At 38.5% G+C, this 21,980-nt stretch carries 17 protein-coding genes and 2 pseudogenes; 14 read left to right on the top strand and 5 right to left on the bottom strand.

The genetic code is table 11. The features are described from left to right. The first annotated feature begins 263 nt into the window (after window positions 1-263). The 11 genes and pseudogenes from CDG77_RS23215 to CDG77_RS39155 form a co-directional block, all read left to right on the top strand. Window positions 264-1,238 carry a glycosyltransferase family 2 protein gene (locus CDG77_RS23215; protein WP_094331722.1) on the top strand — a complete coding sequence of 325 codons (975 nt, stop codon included), beginning with the start codon at window positions 264-266 and terminating at the stop codon, window positions 1,236-1,238. A gap of 8 nt (window positions 1,239-1,246) precedes the next feature. Next, entirely contained in the window at window positions 1,247-1,393 is a 147-nt protein-coding gene (locus tag CDG77_RS36765) for a hypothetical protein (protein WP_190234043.1), read from the top strand. A gap of 82 nt (window positions 1,394-1,475) precedes the next feature. Beyond that, complete coding sequence (locus CDG77_RS23210; protein WP_094331721.1) at window positions 1,476-2,621, top strand: acyl-CoA dehydrogenase family protein; 1,146 nt, start codon at window positions 1,476-1,478, stop codon at window positions 2,619-2,621. 371 nt (window positions 2,622-2,992) lie between these two features. Further along, window positions 2,993-4,576 carry an amino acid adenylation domain-containing protein gene (locus CDG77_RS23205; RefSeq protein WP_094331720.1) on the top strand — a complete coding sequence of 528 codons (1,584 nt, stop codon included), beginning with the start codon at window positions 2,993-2,995 and terminating at the stop codon, window positions 4,574-4,576. Window positions 4,577-4,587: 11 nt separating this feature from the next. After that, window positions 4,588-4,869: an acyl carrier protein gene (locus CDG77_RS23200; RefSeq protein ID WP_094331719.1), complete on the top strand. Its 282-nt coding sequence runs from the start codon at window positions 4,588-4,590 to the stop codon at window positions 4,867-4,869. Next, the gene (locus CDG77_RS23195; protein ID WP_094331718.1) at window positions 4,866-6,179 is read left to right on the top strand and encodes an NAD(P)/FAD-dependent oxidoreductase; all 1,314 of its coding nucleotides are present in this window, start codon (window positions 4,866-4,868) and stop codon (window positions 6,177-6,179) included. The genes CDG77_RS23200 and CDG77_RS23195 overlap by 4 nt, the downstream gene beginning before the upstream one ends. A 42-nt stretch (window positions 6,180-6,221) precedes the next feature. After that, a complete protein-coding gene (locus tag CDG77_RS23190) occupies window positions 6,222-7,781 on the top strand; it encodes a class I SAM-dependent methyltransferase (RefSeq protein ID WP_094331717.1) in 1,560 nt (519 codons plus the stop codon). A 1-nt stretch (window position 7,782) separates the two neighbouring features. Next, window positions 7,783-8,205 carry a hypothetical protein gene (locus CDG77_RS23185; protein WP_094331716.1) on the top strand — a complete coding sequence of 141 codons (423 nt, stop codon included), beginning with the start codon at window positions 7,783-7,785 and terminating at the stop codon, window positions 8,203-8,205. Window positions 8,206-8,255: 50 nt separating this feature from the next. Further along, the gene (locus CDG77_RS37835) at window positions 8,256-10,028 is read left to right on the top strand and encodes a tetratricopeptide repeat protein (protein WP_223269929.1); all 1,773 of its coding nucleotides are present in this window, start codon (window positions 8,256-8,258) and stop codon (window positions 10,026-10,028) included. Between the two features lie 147 nt (window positions 10,029-10,175). Beyond that, on the top strand, window positions 10,176-10,388 hold the full coding sequence (locus tag CDG77_RS39160; protein ID WP_442946438.1) for a hypothetical protein: 213 nt from the start codon (window positions 10,176-10,178) through the stop codon (window positions 10,386-10,388). Further along, window positions 10,325-10,516: pseudogene (locus CDG77_RS39155) on the top strand (hypothetical protein); the annotation flags it as partial. The gene CDG77_RS39160 and the pseudogene CDG77_RS39155, both read left to right, overlap by 64 nt. A gap of 20 nt (window positions 10,517-10,536) precedes the next feature. On the opposite strand, the gene CDG77_RS23170 reads toward CDG77_RS39155, so the two are convergent. The 4 genes from CDG77_RS23170 to CDG77_RS23155 all read right to left on the bottom strand — a co-directional run bounded on the left by CDG77_RS23170 (window position 10,537) and on the right by CDG77_RS23155 (window position 16,611). After that, on the bottom strand, window positions 10,537-12,825 hold the full coding sequence (locus CDG77_RS23170) for a glycosyltransferase (RefSeq protein WP_094331715.1): 2,289 nt from the start codon (window positions 12,823-12,825) through the stop codon (window positions 10,537-10,539). 78 nt (window positions 12,826-12,903) lie between these two features. Then, window positions 12,904-14,340 (bottom strand): tetratricopeptide repeat-containing sulfotransferase family protein, encoded by a 1,437-nt coding sequence (locus CDG77_RS23165; protein WP_223269928.1) that lies wholly within the window; start codon window positions 14,338-14,340, stop codon window positions 12,904-12,906. 130 nt (window positions 14,341-14,470) lie between these two features. Beyond that, a complete protein-coding gene (locus tag CDG77_RS23160; RefSeq protein WP_094331713.1) occupies window positions 14,471-15,826 on the bottom strand; it encodes an ABC transporter ATP-binding protein in 1,356 nt (451 codons plus the stop codon). Then, complete coding sequence (locus tag CDG77_RS23155; protein WP_094331728.1) at window positions 15,823-16,611, bottom strand: ABC transporter permease; 789 nt, start codon at window positions 16,609-16,611, stop codon at window positions 15,823-15,825. Before CDG77_RS23155 ends, CDG77_RS23160 begins: the two co-directional genes overlap by 4 nt. A 168-nt stretch (window positions 16,612-16,779) precedes the next feature. Here CDG77_RS23155 and CDG77_RS23150 point away from each other — a divergent pair, with 168 nt between their 5' ends. The 3 genes from CDG77_RS23150 to CDG77_RS23145 are packed head-to-tail and all read left to right on the top strand — an operon-like array spanning window position 16,780 to window position 21,461. Beyond that, the gene (locus CDG77_RS23150; protein ID WP_094331712.1) at window positions 16,780-19,065 is read left to right on the top strand and encodes a glycosyltransferase; all 2,286 of its coding nucleotides are present in this window, start codon (window positions 16,780-16,782) and stop codon (window positions 19,063-19,065) included. A 4-nt stretch (window positions 19,066-19,069) separates the two neighbouring features. Then, complete coding sequence (locus CDG77_RS39150) at window positions 19,070-19,156, top strand: adenylyl-sulfate kinase (RefSeq protein ID WP_223269931.1); 87 nt, start codon at window positions 19,070-19,072, stop codon at window positions 19,154-19,156. A gap of 46 nt (window positions 19,157-19,202) precedes the next feature. After that, on the top strand, window positions 19,203-21,461 hold the full coding sequence (locus CDG77_RS23145; RefSeq protein WP_094331711.1) for a glycosyltransferase: 2,259 nt from the start codon (window positions 19,203-19,205) through the stop codon (window positions 21,459-21,461). A gap of 125 nt (window positions 21,462-21,586) precedes the next feature. Here CDG77_RS23145 and CDG77_RS37830 read toward each other — a convergent pair. After that, window positions 21,587-21,774, bottom strand: a pseudogene (locus CDG77_RS37830) (IS4 family transposase); the annotation flags it as partial. Between the last annotated feature and the right edge of the window lie 206 nt (window positions 21,775-21,980).

The raw sequence follows: 21,980 nt of genomic DNA, 5'->3' as shown, positions 1-21,980 counted from the left end.
GCGGGGAGGGGATTAAGGGGTGGGGTGCAATGACTGTGGTTAGCATAACTAATTATGCGGACATGATATAAGCGATCGCTCTTAATTATCAACCTAGCGCCTCTGTGTTGAGTCGAATACAGACCTAACCCAGCCCCTTCCCTACTAGCGTTGGGGAGTAAGATTCAAAGCCTCTCTCCTTTTAGAAGAGAGGAATGGAATTGAGGTCAGACTGTATTGCATACAAACGAAAAGCGCTATAAATTATCACTAAATTATTTGTAATGCTATCTCCTTCCGCAACTGTGATTATCTGTACTGTAGACAGGTGTAACTTTCTCTCAAAAGTGATGAGCGCTGTTTCACTTTGGCGATGTTCTTTTCAAGAACTAATTTTAGTCGTTGGCCCAGCACAAGATGATACAGAGTTAGTTTTATTAGAATACAAAGGTATTATTAATCAGGTTATTTTTACTGTACAACGAAATGTGAGTCTGGCTAGAAACTTAGGTTTGAAAGCTGCAACAGGAGACATTATTTTTTATCTGGATGACGATGTTATTCCTCCGCAGAATTGGATAGATTTACATTTACAAGTTTACCGAGAACAGAGAGGAAGTTGTGGTTGTGTGGGTGGAGCAGTTATAGATAAAACTCAACAAAATTTTTCTTTACAGTTTGCTAGAGGTGTCAATAGCCGTTTGAGCGAATCTCGACCGGTTCTTTCGGTTACAGAGACAACTAGATATATCTCCAACCCTCAATGGTTTTGTAGTGTAATGGGAGCTAATGCTTCATATAAACGAGAAGCTTTAGTCAGAATTGGCTATTTTGATGAGTTTTTTGAATATTTTTTAGAAGAAACTGATGTTTGTTTGCGTTTGCTAGAAGCTGGTTACACGGTTTCTCATACAGATGCAGCTGTAGAACACTACATCCAACCCAGTCACAATCGCCGCGATCGCCGACATCTCACCTGTTGGTATTCCTTAGCTAAAAATACTACCTATTTTGCTTTAAAACATGGTTGTCAAAAGCTACCTTTCCCAATGTTTTTAATCCGTCTGACTTTCCTGCTTATCTACCGTTGTTTGCTAAGGATTTTACGCCTTAAGTTTACTCACAATCTGCCTTTTTCTTTGTTGTTTCAATACATTCAAGAGTCGATTGTAGGTGTTCGTCACGGTTGGGAGGCTGGAATGAAATTGTATAATTCTAAAGATTGCAAAAATGGGAGAGTGAGAGTGAAGTTAGACTGAAATTAATATTGCTTACCTTATATTTTGCACCAGGCGACTGGAAGTCGCGGCTGCACGGGCAAAACCCACCGACGCGGGTTTCAAAGCGATCGCGCTGCCAAATCATCGAGAACGGTCGAAATCATTGCCATTCCCGCATCCGCACTGGATGTTAATTTACAACTGTATAAATTTTGCTCTGGTTGATATTGTATCAAGTTTCTGGAATAGTCATGTTATTCGCTAGAGGTACTGAGAGTGAATTTTTCATGGAATGAAAAGCAAATTGAAATTAAAGAAAATGTAATTGAATTTTGTCAAACAACATTAATAGAAAATATTTTTCAGCTAGAGCAACAAGAAGAATTCAACATAGAAGGTTGGAAAAAATGTGGAGAGTGGGGAATTATGGGCTTGCTAATTTCCCAAGAATATGGAGGAAAAGAATTAGACACCCTCACGACTATTTCTGCTTTAGAAGGTTTGGGATACGGTTGCAAAGATAACGGCTTGCTTTTCTCAATTGCTGCTCATATATGGGCTTGCGAACTTCCCATTTTGACGTTTGGTACTCCCGAGCAAAAACTCAAGTATCTTCCCAAACTTGCTAAAGGCGAATTAATTGGTGGTCATGCGGTAACTGAGCCAGAGGCAGGTTCAGATGTTTACAGCCTGCAAACTACTGCCCAAAGAAAGGGAGATAAGTATCTTTTAAATGGTAGAAAAATGTTTGTTACTAATGGGGCGATCGCCAACCTAATCCTAGTCTTTGCCACCCTAGATCCGGAGCGAGGAAAAAGGGGGATTACTTGTTTTTTAGTAGAAAAAGATTTTCCGGGTTTTATTGTCAAAAAAAAGATGTCAAAAATGGGGTTGAGAACGGCACAAATGTCCGAATTATTTCTAGATAACTGTGAAGTACCCGCCGCTAACTTGCTGGGAAAAGAAGGTGCAGGAATGGCTGTATTTAGTCACAGCATAGAATGGGAGCGTGGTTTCATCCTTGCTAGTGCCATTGGCACTATGGAAAGGTTACTTGAGCAATGCATTCAATATGCCAAACATCGACAGCAATTTCAACAGCCAATCGGGAAATTTCAATTGGTTGCTAGTAAGCTTGTGGATATGAAGATGCGACTGGAAACAGCTAGAAGTTTATTGTATAAGTTTGGCTGGTTAAAACAAACAGGTAAATCTGCGTTTATGGAAGCAGCGATGGCAAAACTTTATATTAGCGAATCTTGGGTACAATCCTGTTTAGATGCCATTCAAATTCATGGGGGATATGGTTATTTAACGGAACTAGGCTTGGAACGAGAGTTACGAGATGCTTTGGGCAGTCGGCTGTATTCAGGAACCTCTGAAATTCAGTATCAGATTATTGCTCAATTTATGGGATTGTAAATCTGACTTTTCCCGTTATCTTTTTGGCGAAATGATCGCTTACGATGTACCGATACCAAAGTCCTATTCTCTGGTTGCCCATTATCATTAAATATAAATTGTTGAGAATTTATCCGGGCTTAAAACCCTCACTATTTCGATGTTTCTAGACTTAATGGTAAAAGTCAGTATAAGAGGATGTTTGAAAAGTCCTCTTCTCGCTAGCAAAACGTTCTAGATCCCCCTAAATCCCCCGATAAATTGGGGAACTTTGATTCCGGTTCCCCCCTTTTCAAGGGGGGTTAGGGGGGATCTGAAAGTGCCTAAAGTCACAGTGAAACACTTTTCAAACAACCTCTTATTAATCTGTAACTTATTAAACTTGATTGTTAATGTCCAATCTCCAACAAGATATTTTAGAAATCAGTGCCAAGCAACACCCAGATAAAGAAGCGGTTATTTATAAAAACAGTGCCATAACATATCGAGAGCTAGACATAGTTTCTAATCAATTAGCTTTGCTTCTGAAAAACCTTGGTGTCGAAAAAGGCGATCGCATCGGGATCTATCTCAACAAATCGATTGAAGCGGTAGCGGCAATTTTCGGCATTCTCAAAGCCGGTGCTGTATACGTTCCTCTTGATCCATCTGCTCCCGTTCGGCGCGTTGCATCTATTATTCAGGATTGTCAGATCGAGGTGTTAATATCTACTGCTAAAAAAATTGCCAGTTTAAAGCAGGTATTACCAAAACTCGCTCCCGTTCGGTGGGTAATCATTATCGGTGAGAATACCTTTCAGATTTCAGGAACAGTCGAAAGTTTTATCAGTTGGCAGGATGTATTGCAAGCACCTTTATCTCCTTTACCTGTCAACGAAGTAACTGAAATCGATATAGCTTATATTTTATATACTTCAGGCTCGACTGGAACTCCAAAAGGAGTAACGATTAATCATGGGGCGGCGTTGAACTTTGTTAATTGGTCTAGTGAATGTTTTCAGGTAAGTTATAGCGATCGCGTTTCCAATCACGCTCCTCTGCACTTCGATCTATCCGTTTTCGATATTTTTACCACACTGAAAGCTGGCGGTACTGTAATTATCGTTCCCGAAAAATTAACAATTTTTCCGCTTGACTTAGCTAGATTTATTGCTGAACAAAAAATAACAATTTGGTACTCGGTTCCTTCTGCCCTCATCCAATTGGTTTTGCATGGTAATTTACCAGGATATGACTTCTCCAATTTAAGAGCAATTTTATTTGCAGGTGAAGTTTTTCCGATTAAATATTTGCGACAACTGATGGAATGCGTATCGCAGGCAAAATATTATAATCTTTACGGGCCTACGGAAACGAATGTTTGTACTTATTATCCAGTTGAGAAGATTCCCGATGAATCGAGTGCAACCTTGCCTATTGGTAAAGCCTGTGCAGAAAATGAGGTATTTGCTGTCAACGACAGGAGAGAAATAGCAACGGTTGGGGAAGTGGGAGAACTTTATGTGCGAGGGCGATCGCTGATGAATGGTTATTGGGGGCGATTAGATTTGACTGAGGAGGTTTTGGTATCCCGTTCGTTCGATATGCCCTCTCAGTCAGCAACGGGAGAGCAAAGAGAGGAGTTCGTTTACAGAACTGGCGATTTAGTGAGACAAGAACCAAATGGAAATTACATATTTTTAGGTCGTCGCGATCGCACTATAAAAAGTCGCGGTTATCGAATCGATTTAGGAGAAATAGAGACGACATTATACAACCACCCTCAAGTAGCAGAGGTAGCAGTGGTAGCTATTCCTGACGAACAGTTTGGTCAGATTATCAAAGCTGTTGTGGTTTCCCACGATATTTTACAAAAGCAGGATTTAGCGAGTTTCTGCTCGAAATATTTACCGAAGTATATGATTCCTGCTGTTATAGAGATTCGGGCAGCTTTGCCAAAAACTTCCACTGGGAAAGTCGATCGTAAATTACTTTAAGAGCTAAGGTTATGCCAGCAGAACGCTATACAGAACATGATGTGAAAGAAATCCTCAAAAACCAGATAAGCAAAGAATTTATGTACGATAAGCCAGAAGTAATTTTAGATAATGGGTCACTTCTAATTGAGGAAGAAATCATTGATTCTTTAGGAATTTTTGTATTGATTAGTTTTATAGAAGAACAGTTTCATATTAAAATCAATCCAGATGAGGTGGTGTTAGATAATTTCGAGAATATCGATACTATTAAATCCTTAGTGATGTCCAAACTTGGGAGTATTGAAGCATGAACATCCCCCAGCAGTGTGATGTAGTGATAATTGGCGGCGGCCCAGCAGGTTCGACATCTGCCACATTTTTAAGCCAGAAGGGATACGATGTAGTTTTGCTGGAGCGGCACAAGCACCCGCGCCATCATATAGGAGAAAATACGATTCCTCAATTTTGGAAGTATACTGATTTAGCTCAAGTAAGCGACAAAATTGCTGCTGAAGGATTTATTCAGAAAGCGGGGGGTACAACCTTTTGGAATGGTCGAATTCGACAAGTTGATTTTAAGGATTTCGGTTACTCACGCCAAGCACTGCACGTTGAAAGAGACCGATTTGATTTAATATTACTGGAAAATGCTAGAGAGAAGGGAGTACAAATTTTTGAAGAAGTGTCGGTTTTGTCAGTTGATTTACAAGATGGGCAACAAGAGCAAAGCCTCACCTACCGTCTACTCAAAGACAAAAGTTTAGGTAAGATAACCTGTCGCTTTATTGTTGATGCAAGCGGTCAAAATGCTGTGATAGCGAAACAAATGGGCATCCGCACTATCGACAAAGATTTTCGGTTTATGAGTTTATGGGGATACTTTAAGAACTCCAAGTATATTGGTTTGAATGGCAAAGCTCATTCAGTGGAAAATTTGCGAACAATTTTACCAACTACATTTATTTGTTCTTTTGCTGAGACGGGAAATTGGGGATGGTCTTGGCATATCCCTCTGAGGGAAAGTACCAGTGTCGGCTTAATTCTTCCTCTGGAATTTATGAAAACCGTTCAATTGAACGGTGGTTCTTGGGAGTCTTATTTTCGACAAAAATGTTGTGAAATACCGATTCTAGAAGACCTGTTAGCAAATGCCCAATTCTGCGAAGGCAGTTTTGCTAAAATTCAGGATTATTCCTATCGCTCGACTCAGTTAGCGGGGCCGGGATTTTTCCTGATTGGTGATGCTGCTGGATTTATAGATCCGATTTTCTCGATCGGCATTGTTTTAGGAATGTATTCTGCTTACACTGCGACTTGGGCGATTGACCGCAGTTTTAAAAATCCTAGTTCTTTGGTTCATAATCAAGCACTGTTTAGCAGCCAGCTTCAAGGAAGGTTAGAAGTGGCTCGTTCTTTAGCACTTCCACACTATCAGTCAGGCGATCGCGCCTGCGATCTGGCAAAAACCACTATTCAAATGGAAAGGGCTTTAGAACAAGAATTGATGGCAACCTGGTCTACAATGACGACCAGACCTGAGAACTTTCAGGCGATCGCCTCCAGCCTGAAAGGAAGAGAAATTAATTCTAATAAATTCAGGGTTATTGAAGAAATGATCTGAGTAATATTAGATTAACAAGCTAATTCCTGAATTGGGATTTGTATGAATGTTCAACAGCATCATTTGGAAGAATACGAAGAAAAGAAAAAGGACTGGGAAAGCAACTGGTCAGATGTAGAATTTTCACCTACTTGGAGAATTAGTAAAATTCCCCCAGAAGTTCAAGACGCAGTTGATAGCGGCTGGTTTTCACCGGGAGCATTAGTAGTAGATATCGGCTGCGGTACGGGTGAAATAGCGTCTTGGCTTGCCCAACAGGGCTTTAACGTCTTAGGGATTGATTATTCCCAAGCTGCTATAGAAAAGGCCAAGTCGTTACATGGTGAAATTCAGGGCAAGCTAGAGTTCAAAATAGTTGATATTTGTCGCCAACCTTTGACTTCACCTGGATTTAATTGTCTAATTGACCGGGGCTGTTTTCACATTATTCCTCAAGTCTTTTCCTCAGATTATCTGAGAACAGTTGCTTCCTGGTGCACCCCTAAAGCCAGGTTTTTGCTTCTATATGCTACGAATAGAGGTTCTAGACTAGAATTCAAGTCAGAGGAAAGATTGCGGAAGGAAGCGATCGCCTACATAAAAGCTACCTTCACACCAGTGTTTGAGATTACCGAAATAAAAACAACTGTTATCGAGCGAAGCCCCCCCGACGAATTAGCACCAGCATTAGCAGTTTGGATGATGCCAAAGGAAGACCAGGAGGAAAGTAGAAAAACATGGAAACAACAACAGGTCAAGATGGGTGGTAAACAAACTATCCGTATTTTGGTCAAAGGCGATCGCGATGCCATTGATTCTCTACTTCCCATAACACAAGGAGCAAAAAAGTTAGATAAAAGTTTACAAGATTTAATTAATGAAAAATCCGATCGCGCTTTTCAAATTGAAATTATCTACGAACCCAGTGGACGTTCCGATCTTTGGTTGCAACAGTTGGGAGAAATTTCCTTCCTAAATGAATGGCACGCTTTTGAACAATTAGGTAGCTTCCCATCTAAGCAGCTAGAAACCCTGTTAACGGGACAATCTCCTACTTCTTTGCTAGCAGCAGATATCGATATTATCGTCTTTTCTACCCAGGCAGAGATTACCAAAAATTTATGGCAACATAGCCAAACAGGGTATCTCATCGATATTCCTGAAGATTGGCAACAGCAACTATCTGAGGCGGAAAAACAGGAGTTTCAACAGCATTTTTCTCCCACAGGCTTATTATCTACCGAGCAATCTCAAGCCAATTTTAGCCAGCTTATTCAACTGCTGAAAGAAAAAACAGGTGCGTATATTATCTGTTATAACTGTTGCGATTTCGATCCGAGCGATCGCACTACCAATTATCATAACATCGGCGAAACCTTACGCCTGAGAATTCAAAAGTTAAATTTAGCTTTACTCAAGCTTTCCATGCAAGAAGGAATTTCTCTTATTGATGTTGAATCACTTTTAGCTGAACTGGGTGCAGCACAGCACGTTACTAGAGGATTAGATTATTCACCTGAAGCTTATCAGGTTATCTGCCAAGAATTTTTACGAGTCATAACAGACGTAGGTTTTTTTGAAAATCGCCCTTTACTTAAGCAAATCGGACGTAGGAAAGATTAAGATGCTGTTTAAACTGCTCATGCCCTATATCAATAAAGGTACTGAAGGAGTAATTTTTATTCAATGGTACAAGGATGAAGGAGATAAAATCGATTATGGAGACGATATTTTTGAAGTCAAAATAGAAGAAGAGAAAAATAATCTTGTTTTAGAAACACCTGCAAGGGTGCTTGCAAGTTTAGCAGAACCGGAAAATACATCAGAGAAAATTCACAAATTAGATATGCTCGTCCGTGTTTGCTCTGCTGATATAGGTTTTTTACGCCGCACCTATGCACAAGAGTTTGTTTATCAGAAAGTAGGAGCATTGCTAGCTGTATTAACTACCGATGTAGATGAAGAAATTAATGAATCTAAGTTGGAAGCAGCTAGTACACTTCGAGTCGTTCCTAATCTAATTTCATATCCTGGTATTTATGTATAGTTTCGCTTTTTTACTTCTAATTTGAGAAGATTATAACTAATTATCTATTTATGAAAACAAACGTTGAGAGAAATGCGACTGGAGAATATATGGATTCTAACCATATTATTTTTTGGTCGGATTCACATCAAGAAAATAAAATTGGGATCTATATGATGGGAGGCTGCGATCTTCCATCGGTATTTTCCTGTGTTCCTCTAATTAAACCAATATTGAAAGGAACTTGCTGCATTATCAAAGAAGGGCAGATTGAAAAATCTAGATCGGATATCCTGCTGCAAAATCTCAAAAAATCTCCTCAAAATTTATTAGCTCCCGTCTTAGAGAAGTTTTATCTTCCCAATAATTTCTTTGAAAATCAACTATCAAAACCCGATTTTTGTGTTTCTCATGGTAGCGGTATTGAAGAGTTTCCTAAACAAGTAGTAATCTTATCAATTGCTGCTGACGTAGCGAGAGTGGTTTATCAACATCGGGAACATGGCTTTTTAATCGATCCTAGTGGCTGGTGGAACAATCAACGCATGGATTTGATGTTAAGAGATTTATCTTCTGCAAATTGGTTTAGGAAGTATTTTGTCAGTTTAGGCCGGATGACCTTAGAAACTTTTATTGAAAATTTAACTCAATTAATTCAAGAAATTCGACAGGTTACTAACGCCTACATTTTAGTATTTAATACTTTAACAATTGAACCGGGTAATATTATCCACAATTATCAGTTTGTGAAACGCCCTGAAAGCTTACGACGGCGAGAATTCAATTTAGCGTTGATTGAATTATCAAGAAAATTGAACTTTTGGATTGTTGATGTAGATAAAGTTTTAAAGCAAAGCAGAACTAAAAACATGATTGATTTTGTTCATTTCCCTGTGGAACTTTATCAACCAATTGGTCAAGAAGTTTTTAAAATTCTAGAAGAACTAGAGATTTTTAATGCCCCAAGTCAGCTTCTAGGTTTGAATATTAAGAAATTGCTACCCCAAAAGCACCAGACTCAGACCTTGTTGGAAAGCCTCCAAGCGCAACTTGACCAGAAAAACCAAGAATTAGAAGCACAACAACTTGAAACCCTGCAAGCAAAAGCAGAAATAGGGCAGTATCGGGAAAGTCTGCAACAAGTTCAGATACAAACTCAGATACAAATTGAGCAGTTGCAAACTCAGCTACAGCAAACACAAGTTCAACTGCAACAAACTCAGGGAGAACTACAGCAATCTCAATCTCAGCTACATACCTCTCAAACCGAGTTGGTACAATCTCAGTCTGATTTACAACAAACTCAAGAGCAATCCGAGCAGATTGAAGCTCAACTACGACAAACTCAGGGAGAACTACAGCAATCTCAATCTCAGCTACATACCTCTCAAACCGAGTTGGTACAACTAAAGTCATATCTCCAACAAACTCAGGGAGTAGAGGGAGTAATGAGCTATTATCGCTCTCGCATCGCATTCAACACTGACGACATCCAACTTTATCACCAAGCACTAGAAGTTATACCAGATGACGCTCAAATCCATTTGCAGCTAGGCAATGCCTTAGTCAGACAAAATCGCCTCTCGGATGCGATCGCCACTTACCAAACCGCACTTCAATTTCACCCAAATAACTTTGAAATACACTTAGAGTTAGCAAAGGCTTTAGAGAAAGATCAGAAATCGGATGAGGCGATCGCTTCTTACCAACGTGCGATCGAACTGAATCCAGATTACTCTTGGTCGCACAAACACTTAGGAGATATTTTAGCAGAACGAGGTCAGCTATCAGGAGCAAGTCTCTCTTACCGTCGCGCTTTACAGCTTCAACCGAGAATCTTTTGAATTTATTTAATTAAACTAGTACAATAAGGCAGCTATGCTGAAGATAAGAAAGCTTGTTTTATAAGCTTTTTAACCTTTTTCAACTGGGTAGTTATTTACGCCCTTCTATAAAGAGCAAATTCTTCATTTTCTAATAATTATAAATCTATGCCTTATAGTAAATTCACTCTTCAAAAAGCTGTAGAGGATTTCCAACTGACAATCGTTGAAGGGGGTCGTTTCCTGCCAGAAATTCCCTTACTCACCCCTACCCCTTTGCTAGTGGATATTCTTAAAGAAACGGTATTGAGCCGCGTATCTCGGCTCAATACCTTAACCAACAAAAGCAACAGCCGATCTCGACGATTTACGGAACGGTGAGTAGTGGAACAGTTTGGCGGTTTCTGAAGCTGGAAGAGCAATGCGTAACCATTGACCTTACAGATTACCCCCTCCCTCCGGTTGAGCAAATCTTGGGTTTTCTCGTTTGGATGGCGCAGGAGAGCTGATCGTCTTCATCGAACTCAGGTTAACTAAGTAGGTCAATTGAGTAGTACATCTTAGCTATTTTTTGAACATCAGCCAACTCCATCCATTCCAAATAATCAAGCTGTGCTGTTGATTCTTTAAACTCCAACTTAGCTTTTTCAAAATTTTTGATATGAATAAAGTGCATGACTTTAGCTGCCAGAATATTCGGCTGCATTTTTTGGGGTGTAATCTCTAATGAATAATCAAAAGCGGCTTCAATCTCAGTTTCAGAAAAACTATCAAATGAATATGAATTTTGTAACAACTCATTAGGAATCGGCTTGACATAGCGAAAAGCTCTAGAGGAATAAATGAAGAGATGCTCAATCGGCACTAGATACTCTCGCAAGCGAGACATAATTAGATGAATCCAAGATGTATAGTAATGAGCAAAGTCTTGGTGGATTACCAGAGATACTTCTGGAATCAGATAGGGAAAGAAATTTTTTATAATACTATTTGTTAATTCCCAGGATTTCATCGCATCAATAAAAAGACACTCGATTTCACCTTGTTGCCAGCCAATTTCTGCAAGATCCCCAGGATGGACATGAATGAGATGACTCCAAGGATTAATTCGCTCCAGGTATTCATCTAGAAAACTATCTCCATCTTTGTACTTTCCTTCTAACGAAGTGCCGATGACACTTTGCGGCATATTAGCCAGTGAACACCAAATAAAAATATCATAAGCATGAATGCGTTGGTTTTTGTTCGTTACACAAGAATTAGCCTCAAGTCCCATTACTAAGGAAATAGTTGATGAGCCAAACCAGCAACCGAGTTCTACAATCTCTCCTCTACCTGAATACTCATTTTGGGCATAGTTCTCTAAAAAGAGTTGCTCATCTATTGAAGTCATACCCAGTATCCATCGCCTGGGTTCACTTTTATCTAGATAACTTGTGGGTGATGTAGCTGTTTGACAAAAAGCTTGCTTCATGTATTCAAATCTTTGATTCAGCAAGCGTTGATTCACAAAATGGAGAAACTCTCTCATCGGTACACCAAATTTCTCTGGATAGGCTGAGATAGCTTGAATCATCGCTTGTGCAAGAGAGCGCACATTCTCCGGTATGAACCAGCGCACACCACCCGTGCGTTCAATTAGATTGAGAGTTTCTCGAAATCCACCTGTATCTGAAACGATTAAACTAACAGGTAATTGTCCCATTTCTAATGCTGTATGGGGAAAGTTCTCTTGACTACTGGTGAGGCAAACAATCGCACAACGCAACAAATTAACCAACCGAATCGCTTCTTGACTGAACAAATCGGTCACAATAGTGTAGCAATTAGAGCCTAACTTTTGTTTGATATATTGCTGGCTATCTAACCCTTGTAAACCCTCTGCCTGAAGCTCAACGTTCTTGCCCAGAAAGATGATATGAACTTTTTCAATAATATTACTTTCTAGTAGTTCGATTGCTTCTAGGAAGGTGAAAAGCCCTTTTCTCTCCTCTAATCGTCCAAAAAAGACAAGGGGAATTTTATCTTGATCAACAAGCCGTTGTAAATCATTTCTCAGCGTAATTGTTTTCAACGGTTGTTCAATGACTGAAAAACAATAGGGTAAATGCAAAGCATGAGATGTTTTCCAACCATACTTCTCCACTTTCTTTTTGAGAAAATGCGACAGAAAAAATGCTAAATCTGCCTGTTCAAAGGAATATTGCTCATAATGGCTCGTTTGCCAAAACCAGTCAGGATGAGAATGTGTGTAGCTTGCATGAGCTTCTTGCAGCCACTCCTGCCCACTATGCAAAGTCACAGCCACCACACAATTTTCTCCTAAAACACGCGATCGCTTGGCTTGAACCGTGCGGTATCCCAATCCCAGCATTTCTGGAAATTCAATGTAGGTATAGGTGTTAGGAAATGTAGAGGTGATCGCCTGAGCAAAAAACAGCGCACAATAGCTCTCGTAGTCTACCCATTCCCCATCCTGCAACTGAGATAAAATTGCCAAGTGAGTCGGCTGTAATTCTAGTACATCCATACATTCACTGGTCGAAAAAATATGTTTCACTGCGGGAATCGTTGACTCTCCATCAAACTTCTTTTGACTTTGGCAAAGCAGTAGCACAACATAAAAGTCTTCTGCTGCTAATCTCTCACTGAGAGTGCGGTAGTAAGTGCCAATTCCACCATTCCTAAAAATGCCTTCGTATTCGGTTGTGACAAGTAATGCTATTCGTGTAACTACCGGGGGCAATTTGTCTTTTCTTGTCTGTTTGAAGCTGACTTCAAAGTTGTTAGAGTTAATTCTAGAAAGCAATTTATCCATAAATATAGCTTATACAAAAACATTATTATAAAAATTAATTTGCTGATTACCAAAACATAGATAATGTCTTTAATGTAATTATTTCCAATTAAATTTCATACCTAGATAATCTTCCAGTTTCTGATTGTACGGGTGAAAAAAATCATCTATTTTTTGGCGCAATTTATTGTTAGTTTTTGAATAAGAACCAGAATTAACTTTGGGATGTGCTGAAAGCGAGTAATCAGTTATTTCTAAAAAATCATAAACCTGTTTCATAGTTTTATTCGTTTGATTATAAAGGTCTTCACTTCGCAAAATCAGAAACTGTTCTCTCGGAAAAATAGCCATCCATTTTTCTAAAAAGTAGAAGTATAAACCAAACCAGAGATATCCTTTTTCTGTTTGCCAGTATTTCTCACTGACTTGGGTAAGGTCTATTATCTCTTTTAGGGTTTCCAGTTCAGATGTCATCGCTACTTCTAAAGTGCGATGTTCTTTCATCAGTTTAAGATTCATATAGTAATGAGAAATTGCTCTATCTACTGGGTTACGTAGTATAGCAATTAGCTTGATTTTGGGAAATAGCTGAAATACTTTTTTTTCAACTTCATCGCTACCGAGATACCAAGGAGTTGCTTCTCCGGTTAAAAAGCCTCCTTCTACAGGAAGGGGAGGAAAATGAGCTAGATACCAATCAACTCCGAGGTCAAAGTTTTTATTAAAAAAATGTAATTCTTTATCCGTAGCTGGGATAATTTGAGGGTGTTGACACAGATAATAGTAAAGCGAAAAAGTGCCAGCTTTACCCATGCCAATAATTAAGAAGCTTACATCGTCAATTTTAGGAGAATTTATGTACTTGTTTGTAATATTTTGATTCAAATGAATGGTTTTATTAATAGCAACTTTATAGGCAATAATAGCCTCAGATACTTTACCTTGCTTGGTTAACATATCTCCTAAAACTACATAAGCATAGGGTGAAGTTAAACGTCGTTGAATTAGTTGATAATAGAAGGCGATTATTCTCTCTAATTGGTTGAGTTCAGGGGTAAAACAATAGTTGATTATATAATTCAATGTAAAATAAGAGAAAGATAAGGATGGTTCAATTTCAATCGCTTTCATATAAGCAGTAATTGCCTCATCCCATTGCTTTTTTTCTTTAAAGTCATATCCCAATACAATAGCATCCTTCCATGTTTTAACATCAGTAGGAGTTTTCACTGTTTGAGAACGTGACAGCAGTATATCAAAGCTTTCATAATCCAATTTACTTTGGAGAAGATTTTGAAAGGCAGTAATTTCTTCTCCTTCAAAACCTAGAGTTTGTAGCATCTTGTTTAAGACTTTAGGTACTGATGCTAAATCTGGTTGAATTTGCAAAGCTTCTTGGCAGAATTCGAGGGTTTTATCTAATTCTCCTTGCTCATAATAAAGTTCGGCTATTTTTTCATAAACGACTAGGTTTTCAGGCTTGATCTGTAGAGATTTTCGATAATGAGTTACTAATTTTTTTAACTGGTATTCCATAATTATTACATTTGCCATTGTGCGATTTATTTAGCTTCTTAAACTCAGTTTTTGAGACTACTGATATCTAAATTTTAAAGTAATTTTTGTCAACTAAAGTGAAAAGTAATGGGGGAGCGATCGCTTATTACTACTTTGAGCTTGTAATAACTTGAATTTGCCCCTTTCCCGGCAAATTACACAATCCAAAATGAGAGTGATGATTGTTACTATAATGTGAGGTAACGTAAAAAACACCCACTTTTTCATAAAGATCGCAAATTTGAATGCGGCTGTTAAATTCCGCTTGTGGAAGTTCATCTAAACGTGCATAATCACTAGGGTTCATGGTGGCTAAACCAAAACCGAGAACATATTTATCTGGAGCTATATTGAGGTTTATACTGCGACAAAAACGCACATAATCCCCTTCATTAACTTGGTTAGGAACGCTAACTTTATGTTGAAATGAAGTTTTTACATGAACTCGGACATTAAATTTATTAGTAATGAATACAGCTACAATGGGTACAGCAATACTCTTTTTCAGTTGAAACTCGCAGCATAAATAAGCTTGTTCACCTTGCAAAAAATTGACGCAACCCTCGCCCTTAACGTTACAAATAACGTAACTAATTAGTTGAGCATAATTCGCCTGGGGAAAAGAAACGGGAATAAAAACTTCATCAGCAGGCCAAAAAAAATCATTCGGTATTTCTAAAGGTACTTCTAGCTTTTCTTGAAGAACAGCCGGAGAAACATGATTAACCAAACCCATCTTTAGTTGATGGAACTTAATAATACCTTTCATCGATTCTCCTTGAAAGATTTTTTCTCCATGATGCAGCAAAATCACTTCTTTACAATATTGCTGTACTGATGCTAACTGGTGAGTCACTAAAATAATCGTAATCTGCTTTGCTATCAGTTCTTCAAGACGGGCATAGCATTTCTGTTGAAAGAAAATATCTCCAACTGCTAAAACTTCATCTAAAATCAGAACATCACATTCCAAAAACGCAAATAAAGAAAAAGCCAATCTTGTCTTCATTCCAGAAGAATACAACTTCATGGGACGGTCAAAAAAATCTCCCAATTCCGAAAATTCTTCAATTTCTTTTATTCGTTCTTGGACATATCCTTCGGGAAATCCCAACAATTCAGCGCTGTAAATTGCATTTCCTCGTCCACTAAGTTCGGGATTAAAATCAGTTCCTAATTCTAGGAGTGAGAGAACTTTACCATTTAATTGATAACTTCCTGATGTTGCCTTCAACACCCCGGTAATTATTTTTAATAGTGTACTTTTACCCGCTCCATTTTCCCCAATAATGCCAAAAAAATCGCCTTTATGCACTGTAAAAGACACATCTTTTAACGACCAAAAAGGCTGATGATAAGTGTTGTTTCCCAAACTTAACCATTCTCTAGCACGATGCCAGGGATTTGGATAAATCTTAAAACATTTACTTAAATTATTCACCTGCAAAATAATATCATCACTCATATCACATCTCTAATCTCATCTTGGAGTTTTTGATTTACAATATTACCTAACCAAACAAATAAAGCTAGCCACCCAAGCATAATTAGCCAAACATGAAATCCTGGCATTTGATTTTCTAAAATGATATTGCGAACTGACTGAATATATGCATAGGGTGGATTCAGATAAAGCCAAGGTAAAATATTTTTGGGAATAATGGATTCTGGATAAAAAATAGGTATCATCCAACTCCATAAAGGAATTAAAAATTGTAAAATCTGCTTGACATCGGGAAAAAGAGTTTGCAAGTTAGCCAAAATTAACCCCATACCAAAACCTAAGCCTTCTAAAATTACTCCCAACACTGGTAATAACAAGATTCCAAAACCTAGATGCCCACCTAACAAAATACCAATAGGAAGCACTAAAGCTAGGTAAATAAACAGCAGAAATAGCGAAGTTAAAGTGACTTTAGCCACAAAAACCTCAGAAGGAATTGCTAAACGTCGCAGATAAATAGAATTTTGTACAAAAGCATTACTACCACTCGCAATAGTTTCCGCAAATGTCCGCCAAGGTAGCAGTCCAGCCATAAGATATAAAGCGTAGGAACTCCCCCTCGCACCACGAGAAAGTAGTAAAGAAAATACAACTGTGTAAATGAGAATTTCGCACAGAGGATTAATAATGTTCCAAAGGATACCTATACCTGTACCAGCATAACGATAACGCAATTCATACCAAGCGTTGTAAAAAATGTAGCGCCGATATTTGTAGAGATTATAAAAAAACAAGTAATTTTTCATACCTGGCAATTGTATACAATTTTTAAGATTGCTGATCAAAGCATATTTGTAAAGTATCATTTTGAACTTAGTGCGTTGAAACGCACTTGGGCTATTAGCATTGGAACTTAATTCCAAGGCAGGTAAGCAACTAACAATCAAGGTAAACACTAGCAGTTTGCTTATTTTATGTCTACAGTTACACCTTTCCCTGCTGTCAGCGAATTTATCAATGTACTGCAAACGAGAAAATGTAAATTTTCTAGTCCAGTATATCAGCAACCAGTTGTATCCATTATTTCTTCATTCTTTAACGCCCATAAGTATTTTGAAGCTACTTATAAATCTATAATCAATCAGACATTCCAAAATTTTGAATGGATAATTGTTGATGACTGCTCTACCGAACCAGAAGCGTGTATCTTGTTTCAATCTTTACTCAAAATATACGGAAAAATGAAAATCTTGCAGCATCATACTAACAGAGGACTAGCAGCAGGTAGGAACACAGCCATTACCCATGCAACTGGTAAGTACTTATTTTTCATGGATTTAGATGACCTGATTGATCCTACTTACATAGAGAAGTGCGTGCTATTTTTAGAAACTCATCAAGAGTTTTCCTTTGTTAACTCCTACTCAGTTGGTTTTCAAGCTCAAGAATATTGGTGGACTGACGGCTTTAATAAACCCTCGCAATTTATTCACCAAAATTGGGTTACAGGTAGATTACTTTATCGCAAGTCAGACTTCGACTGTCTGGGGGGATTTGATGAAAATCTGAGATTTTACGAAGATTGGGAAAGATGGCTCAAAGCCATAGCCAACAATCAAAAAGGTTGGACAATACCTGAATACTTAGATTGCTACCGTCGGCTTGATTCTGGTTTACTAACAATTTCTAAAGCAAACGTTACAGAAGAAAAACGAGTTATAGAATTAATTCAGTCTCGCTATGAAGATTTTTTTAATCACAATTATCTTCCCGATCTCAGTATCGAACGATATAACTTTACTTCGGATTCCCGCTTCCCGAAAATAGATATTATTAATCCTCTTGAAAAAGACTACTCCAGTAAGTACATACTTTGCTTTTTCCCTCACTTAGAAGTTGGTGGTGCTGACAAATTTAATATCGATTTAGTGACTCTATTAGCGACTTGTGGTTACGAACTGACTATTGTTACAACTTCCAAATCAGAGCATCCTTGGCAGAAATATTTTTATGCAGTTACCTCAGATATATTTCATTTGCCCAATTTTTTACAAGATAGTGACTGGTTAGACTTTACTAAATATATTATTCAATCACGTCAAATTGATATTGTTTTTATTTCTAATTCTTACATTGCTTATTACTTCTTACCCTTACTGCGTAACGAATTTCCTGATATCGTTTTTATTGACTTTACTCATACTGCTGATCCAGGTTGGCGTGGATGTGGATATCCACGTCTTTCCTGCCAATTCCGGGAATTTTTGGACTTACAAATCATCTCCTGTCATCACCTTGCGGAATATTATCCATGTCTGAATCCGCAAACTACTGAGAAATTGCAAGTTAGTTATACTAACGTTGATACTAATAAATGGGTGCAGGATAAAAAGAAACGTGACCAAGTGCGATCGCAACTGAATATTCCCGATGAGTCAGTTGTAATCCTATTTCCGGCACGCTTAGTAGAACAGAAACGCCCTCTACTTCTAATTGAGATTGTTCAAGAATTAGTTAATCGCTCTTTCAACGTCTCGATAATTGTTGTGGGTAATGGTCATTTGTTGCCGGGAATGCAAGCTAAAATTAATCATTTTAGTTTAGATTCACACTTTCATATATTGCCTGCTATTAATCCTGAAGAAATGCTTGCTATTTATTGTGCAACAGACATCTTGTTACTCCCATCAGCTTATGAAGGGATTTCTCTGGTGATTTACGAAGCAATGTCTATGCAATTACCAGTCGTTGCTTCAGATGTTGGAGGACAAGCAGAATTAGTTATACCTGGAACTGGGTTTTTAGTTCCTAAAGCAGAAAATGAGGTCAGCGAAGTCGAGTCATACCTGAAAACATTAATTCCTTTAATTCAAGATAGCGAGTTGCGTTGTAAAATCGGTTACTACGCGCGGCAACGAGTCGTTGAACTATTTTCCTTAGATAAGATGGTTGAACGCATGGATACCCTATTTACTAAGGCGATCGCTTTATGCCCAACCAGAACCAAACCAATCATTAATCTGGCTTTAGCTGAAGAAATGCTACTTCTTGCCCTAGAATACTTGCACCAAGAACAAGCTTTAAGCCATTTATGGCAGGAAAAGCGTCATTTGGAGAGAAAAACACATCAACTCGAACAAGAAAGACACGAATTAGCTTGGAAAAAACGAGCGATGGAATCATCCAAGTTCTGGAAGTTCAGAACACAGTGGTTTAAGCTCAAGCGATCGCTTCGTTTGACTCAAGAAGAGGAAATCTAGGTATATGAAAGGAAGTGGCGTAATTTTGTGGTTAACTGGACTCAGTGAAGCAGGCAAGGCCACAATTGCACAGCGATTAGAGAACAAGTGATTCCCATTAATTCCAGAGAAAATCTCAACTTTTCATCTCTAAGAATATGAAGATATTTTTGATTGCCAGTGAATGTCCTCCAGTTGCTGGTGGAATTGCTACCTATGTCGGCAATATGGCGGCGATGTTTTCTGATGCTGGACATGACATCACTGTTTTTGCCCGCAGTCCTCAAACAGGAATTGAAGAAAAAAACAAGCTGAAAATTATTAAAATAGTTCCTAAAGATACTTATTTATTAAATTCCCCAAAAGCTCATCCACGTTCTGAAACTCATCCAGCCTTCCCACATAACGTTATGGGTTACTGGGGGGCAATCAGCTATCAGTTAGCAGAGGAAGTCATTAATTATATTCGCACTCATGGCCAACCAGATATTATTGAGAGCGAAGACTATAGTGGGATTGCTTATTTTTTACTGCAAAAAAAGTTATTAGGCTGTCCAGAACTACAAAGAGTACCGATAGTTCTCAACCTACATAGTCCTCAATATCTGCTTTATCCTGCTGACAAAATGCCTAGTTATCATCTTTGTGATTACTGGGTAGGAAGAATGGAAAAGTTTTGCATCCTCGCTGCTGATGGAATTTTCGCTCCCACTCATTATATTGCCCAGCAGGTAAAAACGACTTTAAATCCTGATTTCGACATTGAAATTATCCCTTTACCAGCACCTCAGAAACTTTTATATAAAGAGCAATTACCATTATCCTTACCCACGCCGGGAGATATAGTTTACTTCGGTAGGTTAGAGGTTAGAAAGGGTATTATCCCCTTGTTAGAAGCTTGCAGTCAGTTGTGGGATGCAGGCATAAATTTTCAACTTACAGCCATTGGTGGCGATACTTGGTATCACCTCCAAGGCTGTTATATGAAAGCTTATTTAACAGAAAAATATCGTCAATATATTAATTCAGGTAAACTAATAATTTCTTCACCTCTACCCCAGGCACAACTATATGAAAGAGTGAAGAAAGCGTGGTGCGTAGTTCTTCCCTCTCTCTGGGAAAATTTTCCTAATACTTGCTTGGAGTCTATGCTCTTAGGTAAAGCGATTCTAGCCTCATCTGCTGTTGGTCATGTAGAAATGTTACAAACAGCAGCAATGCAAGGAGGTTTAGTTTTTGATTGGCAAAACAGTAATGATTTCGCTAATAAATTAAACCAGGTTCTCAGTTATTCAACAACTGAAATTTTAGAGCTAGGGTCAAAAGCTCGGACTTTAATTTTGAAAATTTCTGCCCCGGAAAATGTATTGTCAAAACGGATGGCACATTTGAAAAAAGTTATTGGGCAGCATAAAGATAGAAATATTTTTCCCTCTTTAAACTATCTACCTCACGGCAAAGTTTCTTATCCCTCATCTTTAGTTGTAGATACAGATATAAGCATCAAAGGTAGAATATCTATTTGCATTCCATTCTACAACTGTGGTCACTACATAAGTGAAACACTCAACTCTGTATTTGCCTCAACCTATCCTGACTTAGAAGTGATTATTTTCAACGATGGTAGTACAGAGAAAAAGAGTCTCGAAACTCTAGCAGTTATCGACCTAACATATAGTAACCTGAAAATCATTCACTCTGAAAACCTGGGTGTAGCCGCAGCAAGAAATAAAATGGTAGAGATAGCCAGTGGTGAATACATTGCTTTTCTAGATGCCGATGATAGAGTTTCTCCAAGTTTTTATACACAAGCAGCAAAGGTTTTAAAGCAATACAAAAATGTCGGTTTTGTTGCTTCTTGGATTAAAGAGTTTGGTAATTCGGAAAAAGTTTGGGTAGCTTGGAATACGGAATTTCCTTATCTACTTTGCCACAATACTCTTGGTGTTTGTACTGTAGTGCGAAAGGCTGCTTACCTTGCTGCTGGCAGTATGAAATCTGTGTTGGCAGAGAATTTAGAAGATTACGAATGCTGGATTAATATGTGTGAAAAAGGTTGGCTGGGAGTTGTAATTCCTGAACTGCATTATTTTTATCGCATTCGTTCTGATTCCCGCTTGCAAAAGGGTAACCGCGAACAACTGCTTTATCTTTATGAGTTAATTGCTGAAGAACATCCTCAGCTATACCAAGATTATGGTGCAGAGGTTTATCATTTATTGAACCAAAATGGTGCGTCTTGGCTGTGGGATAATCCTTCACAAAACACATCTGAACTTAATGTTAATATGACGGGTATGGAAATACTTTCTCTTGTGATTAATAAGCTCAAGAAGGTGTACAGCGATGGGGGCATATCTTTAATATTAAACAGGTCGCTGCTAGTGGGAAAATCCCTTCTACGTACCTGGCGTTGATCTCTTGTACTTTAACAATACACTCAATTGACCATAGCTCATGCCTTTGTAGTTTCCGTGTGGTGGACTCACGTCAAACTCCAGCATCACGCTGCAACGCTCATCAATCGTCCTGACTTTTCCCGTTAAGTCTCTCTAGCAAGCTGCCAACCTTCACAGAGGTCGTGCAATTTTAACCAGCCGCGCCACAGTACCTGGATACCAATGGGTGTGTATTACGTCGATGTTCCAAGTAACCCCCTAAACGAGCGATCGCTTCTATAGCCCAACTAACTGTTAGCACCTTGGGGAGTTTGGGAGATTTAGCTTTTAAAATCCGAAGCTCAAGGGGATTAAGAATCTCAATGGCGGGGGCGAAAGGTGGTGATGGGCTGCTGATGAGGGCATCACCATCAGTGAGAGGTTAGAGTGATTGCAATACTGCTCGGTTAAGGGAAAATAGAAGGAAATCTTCATAATGAAGTCGAAAAACTCTTCTCTTTAGGGATAGCGACAGGTTTTGATGGGATTGAACATAGC

The sequence above is a fragment of the Nostoc sp. 'Peltigera membranacea cyanobiont' 213 genome (assembly GCF_002245975.1).
In the GTDB taxonomy this organism is placed as follows: Bacteria; Cyanobacteriota; Cyanobacteriia; order Cyanobacteriales; family Nostocaceae; genus Nostoc.
This window is presented reverse-complemented; position numbering and strand designations above follow the sequence as displayed.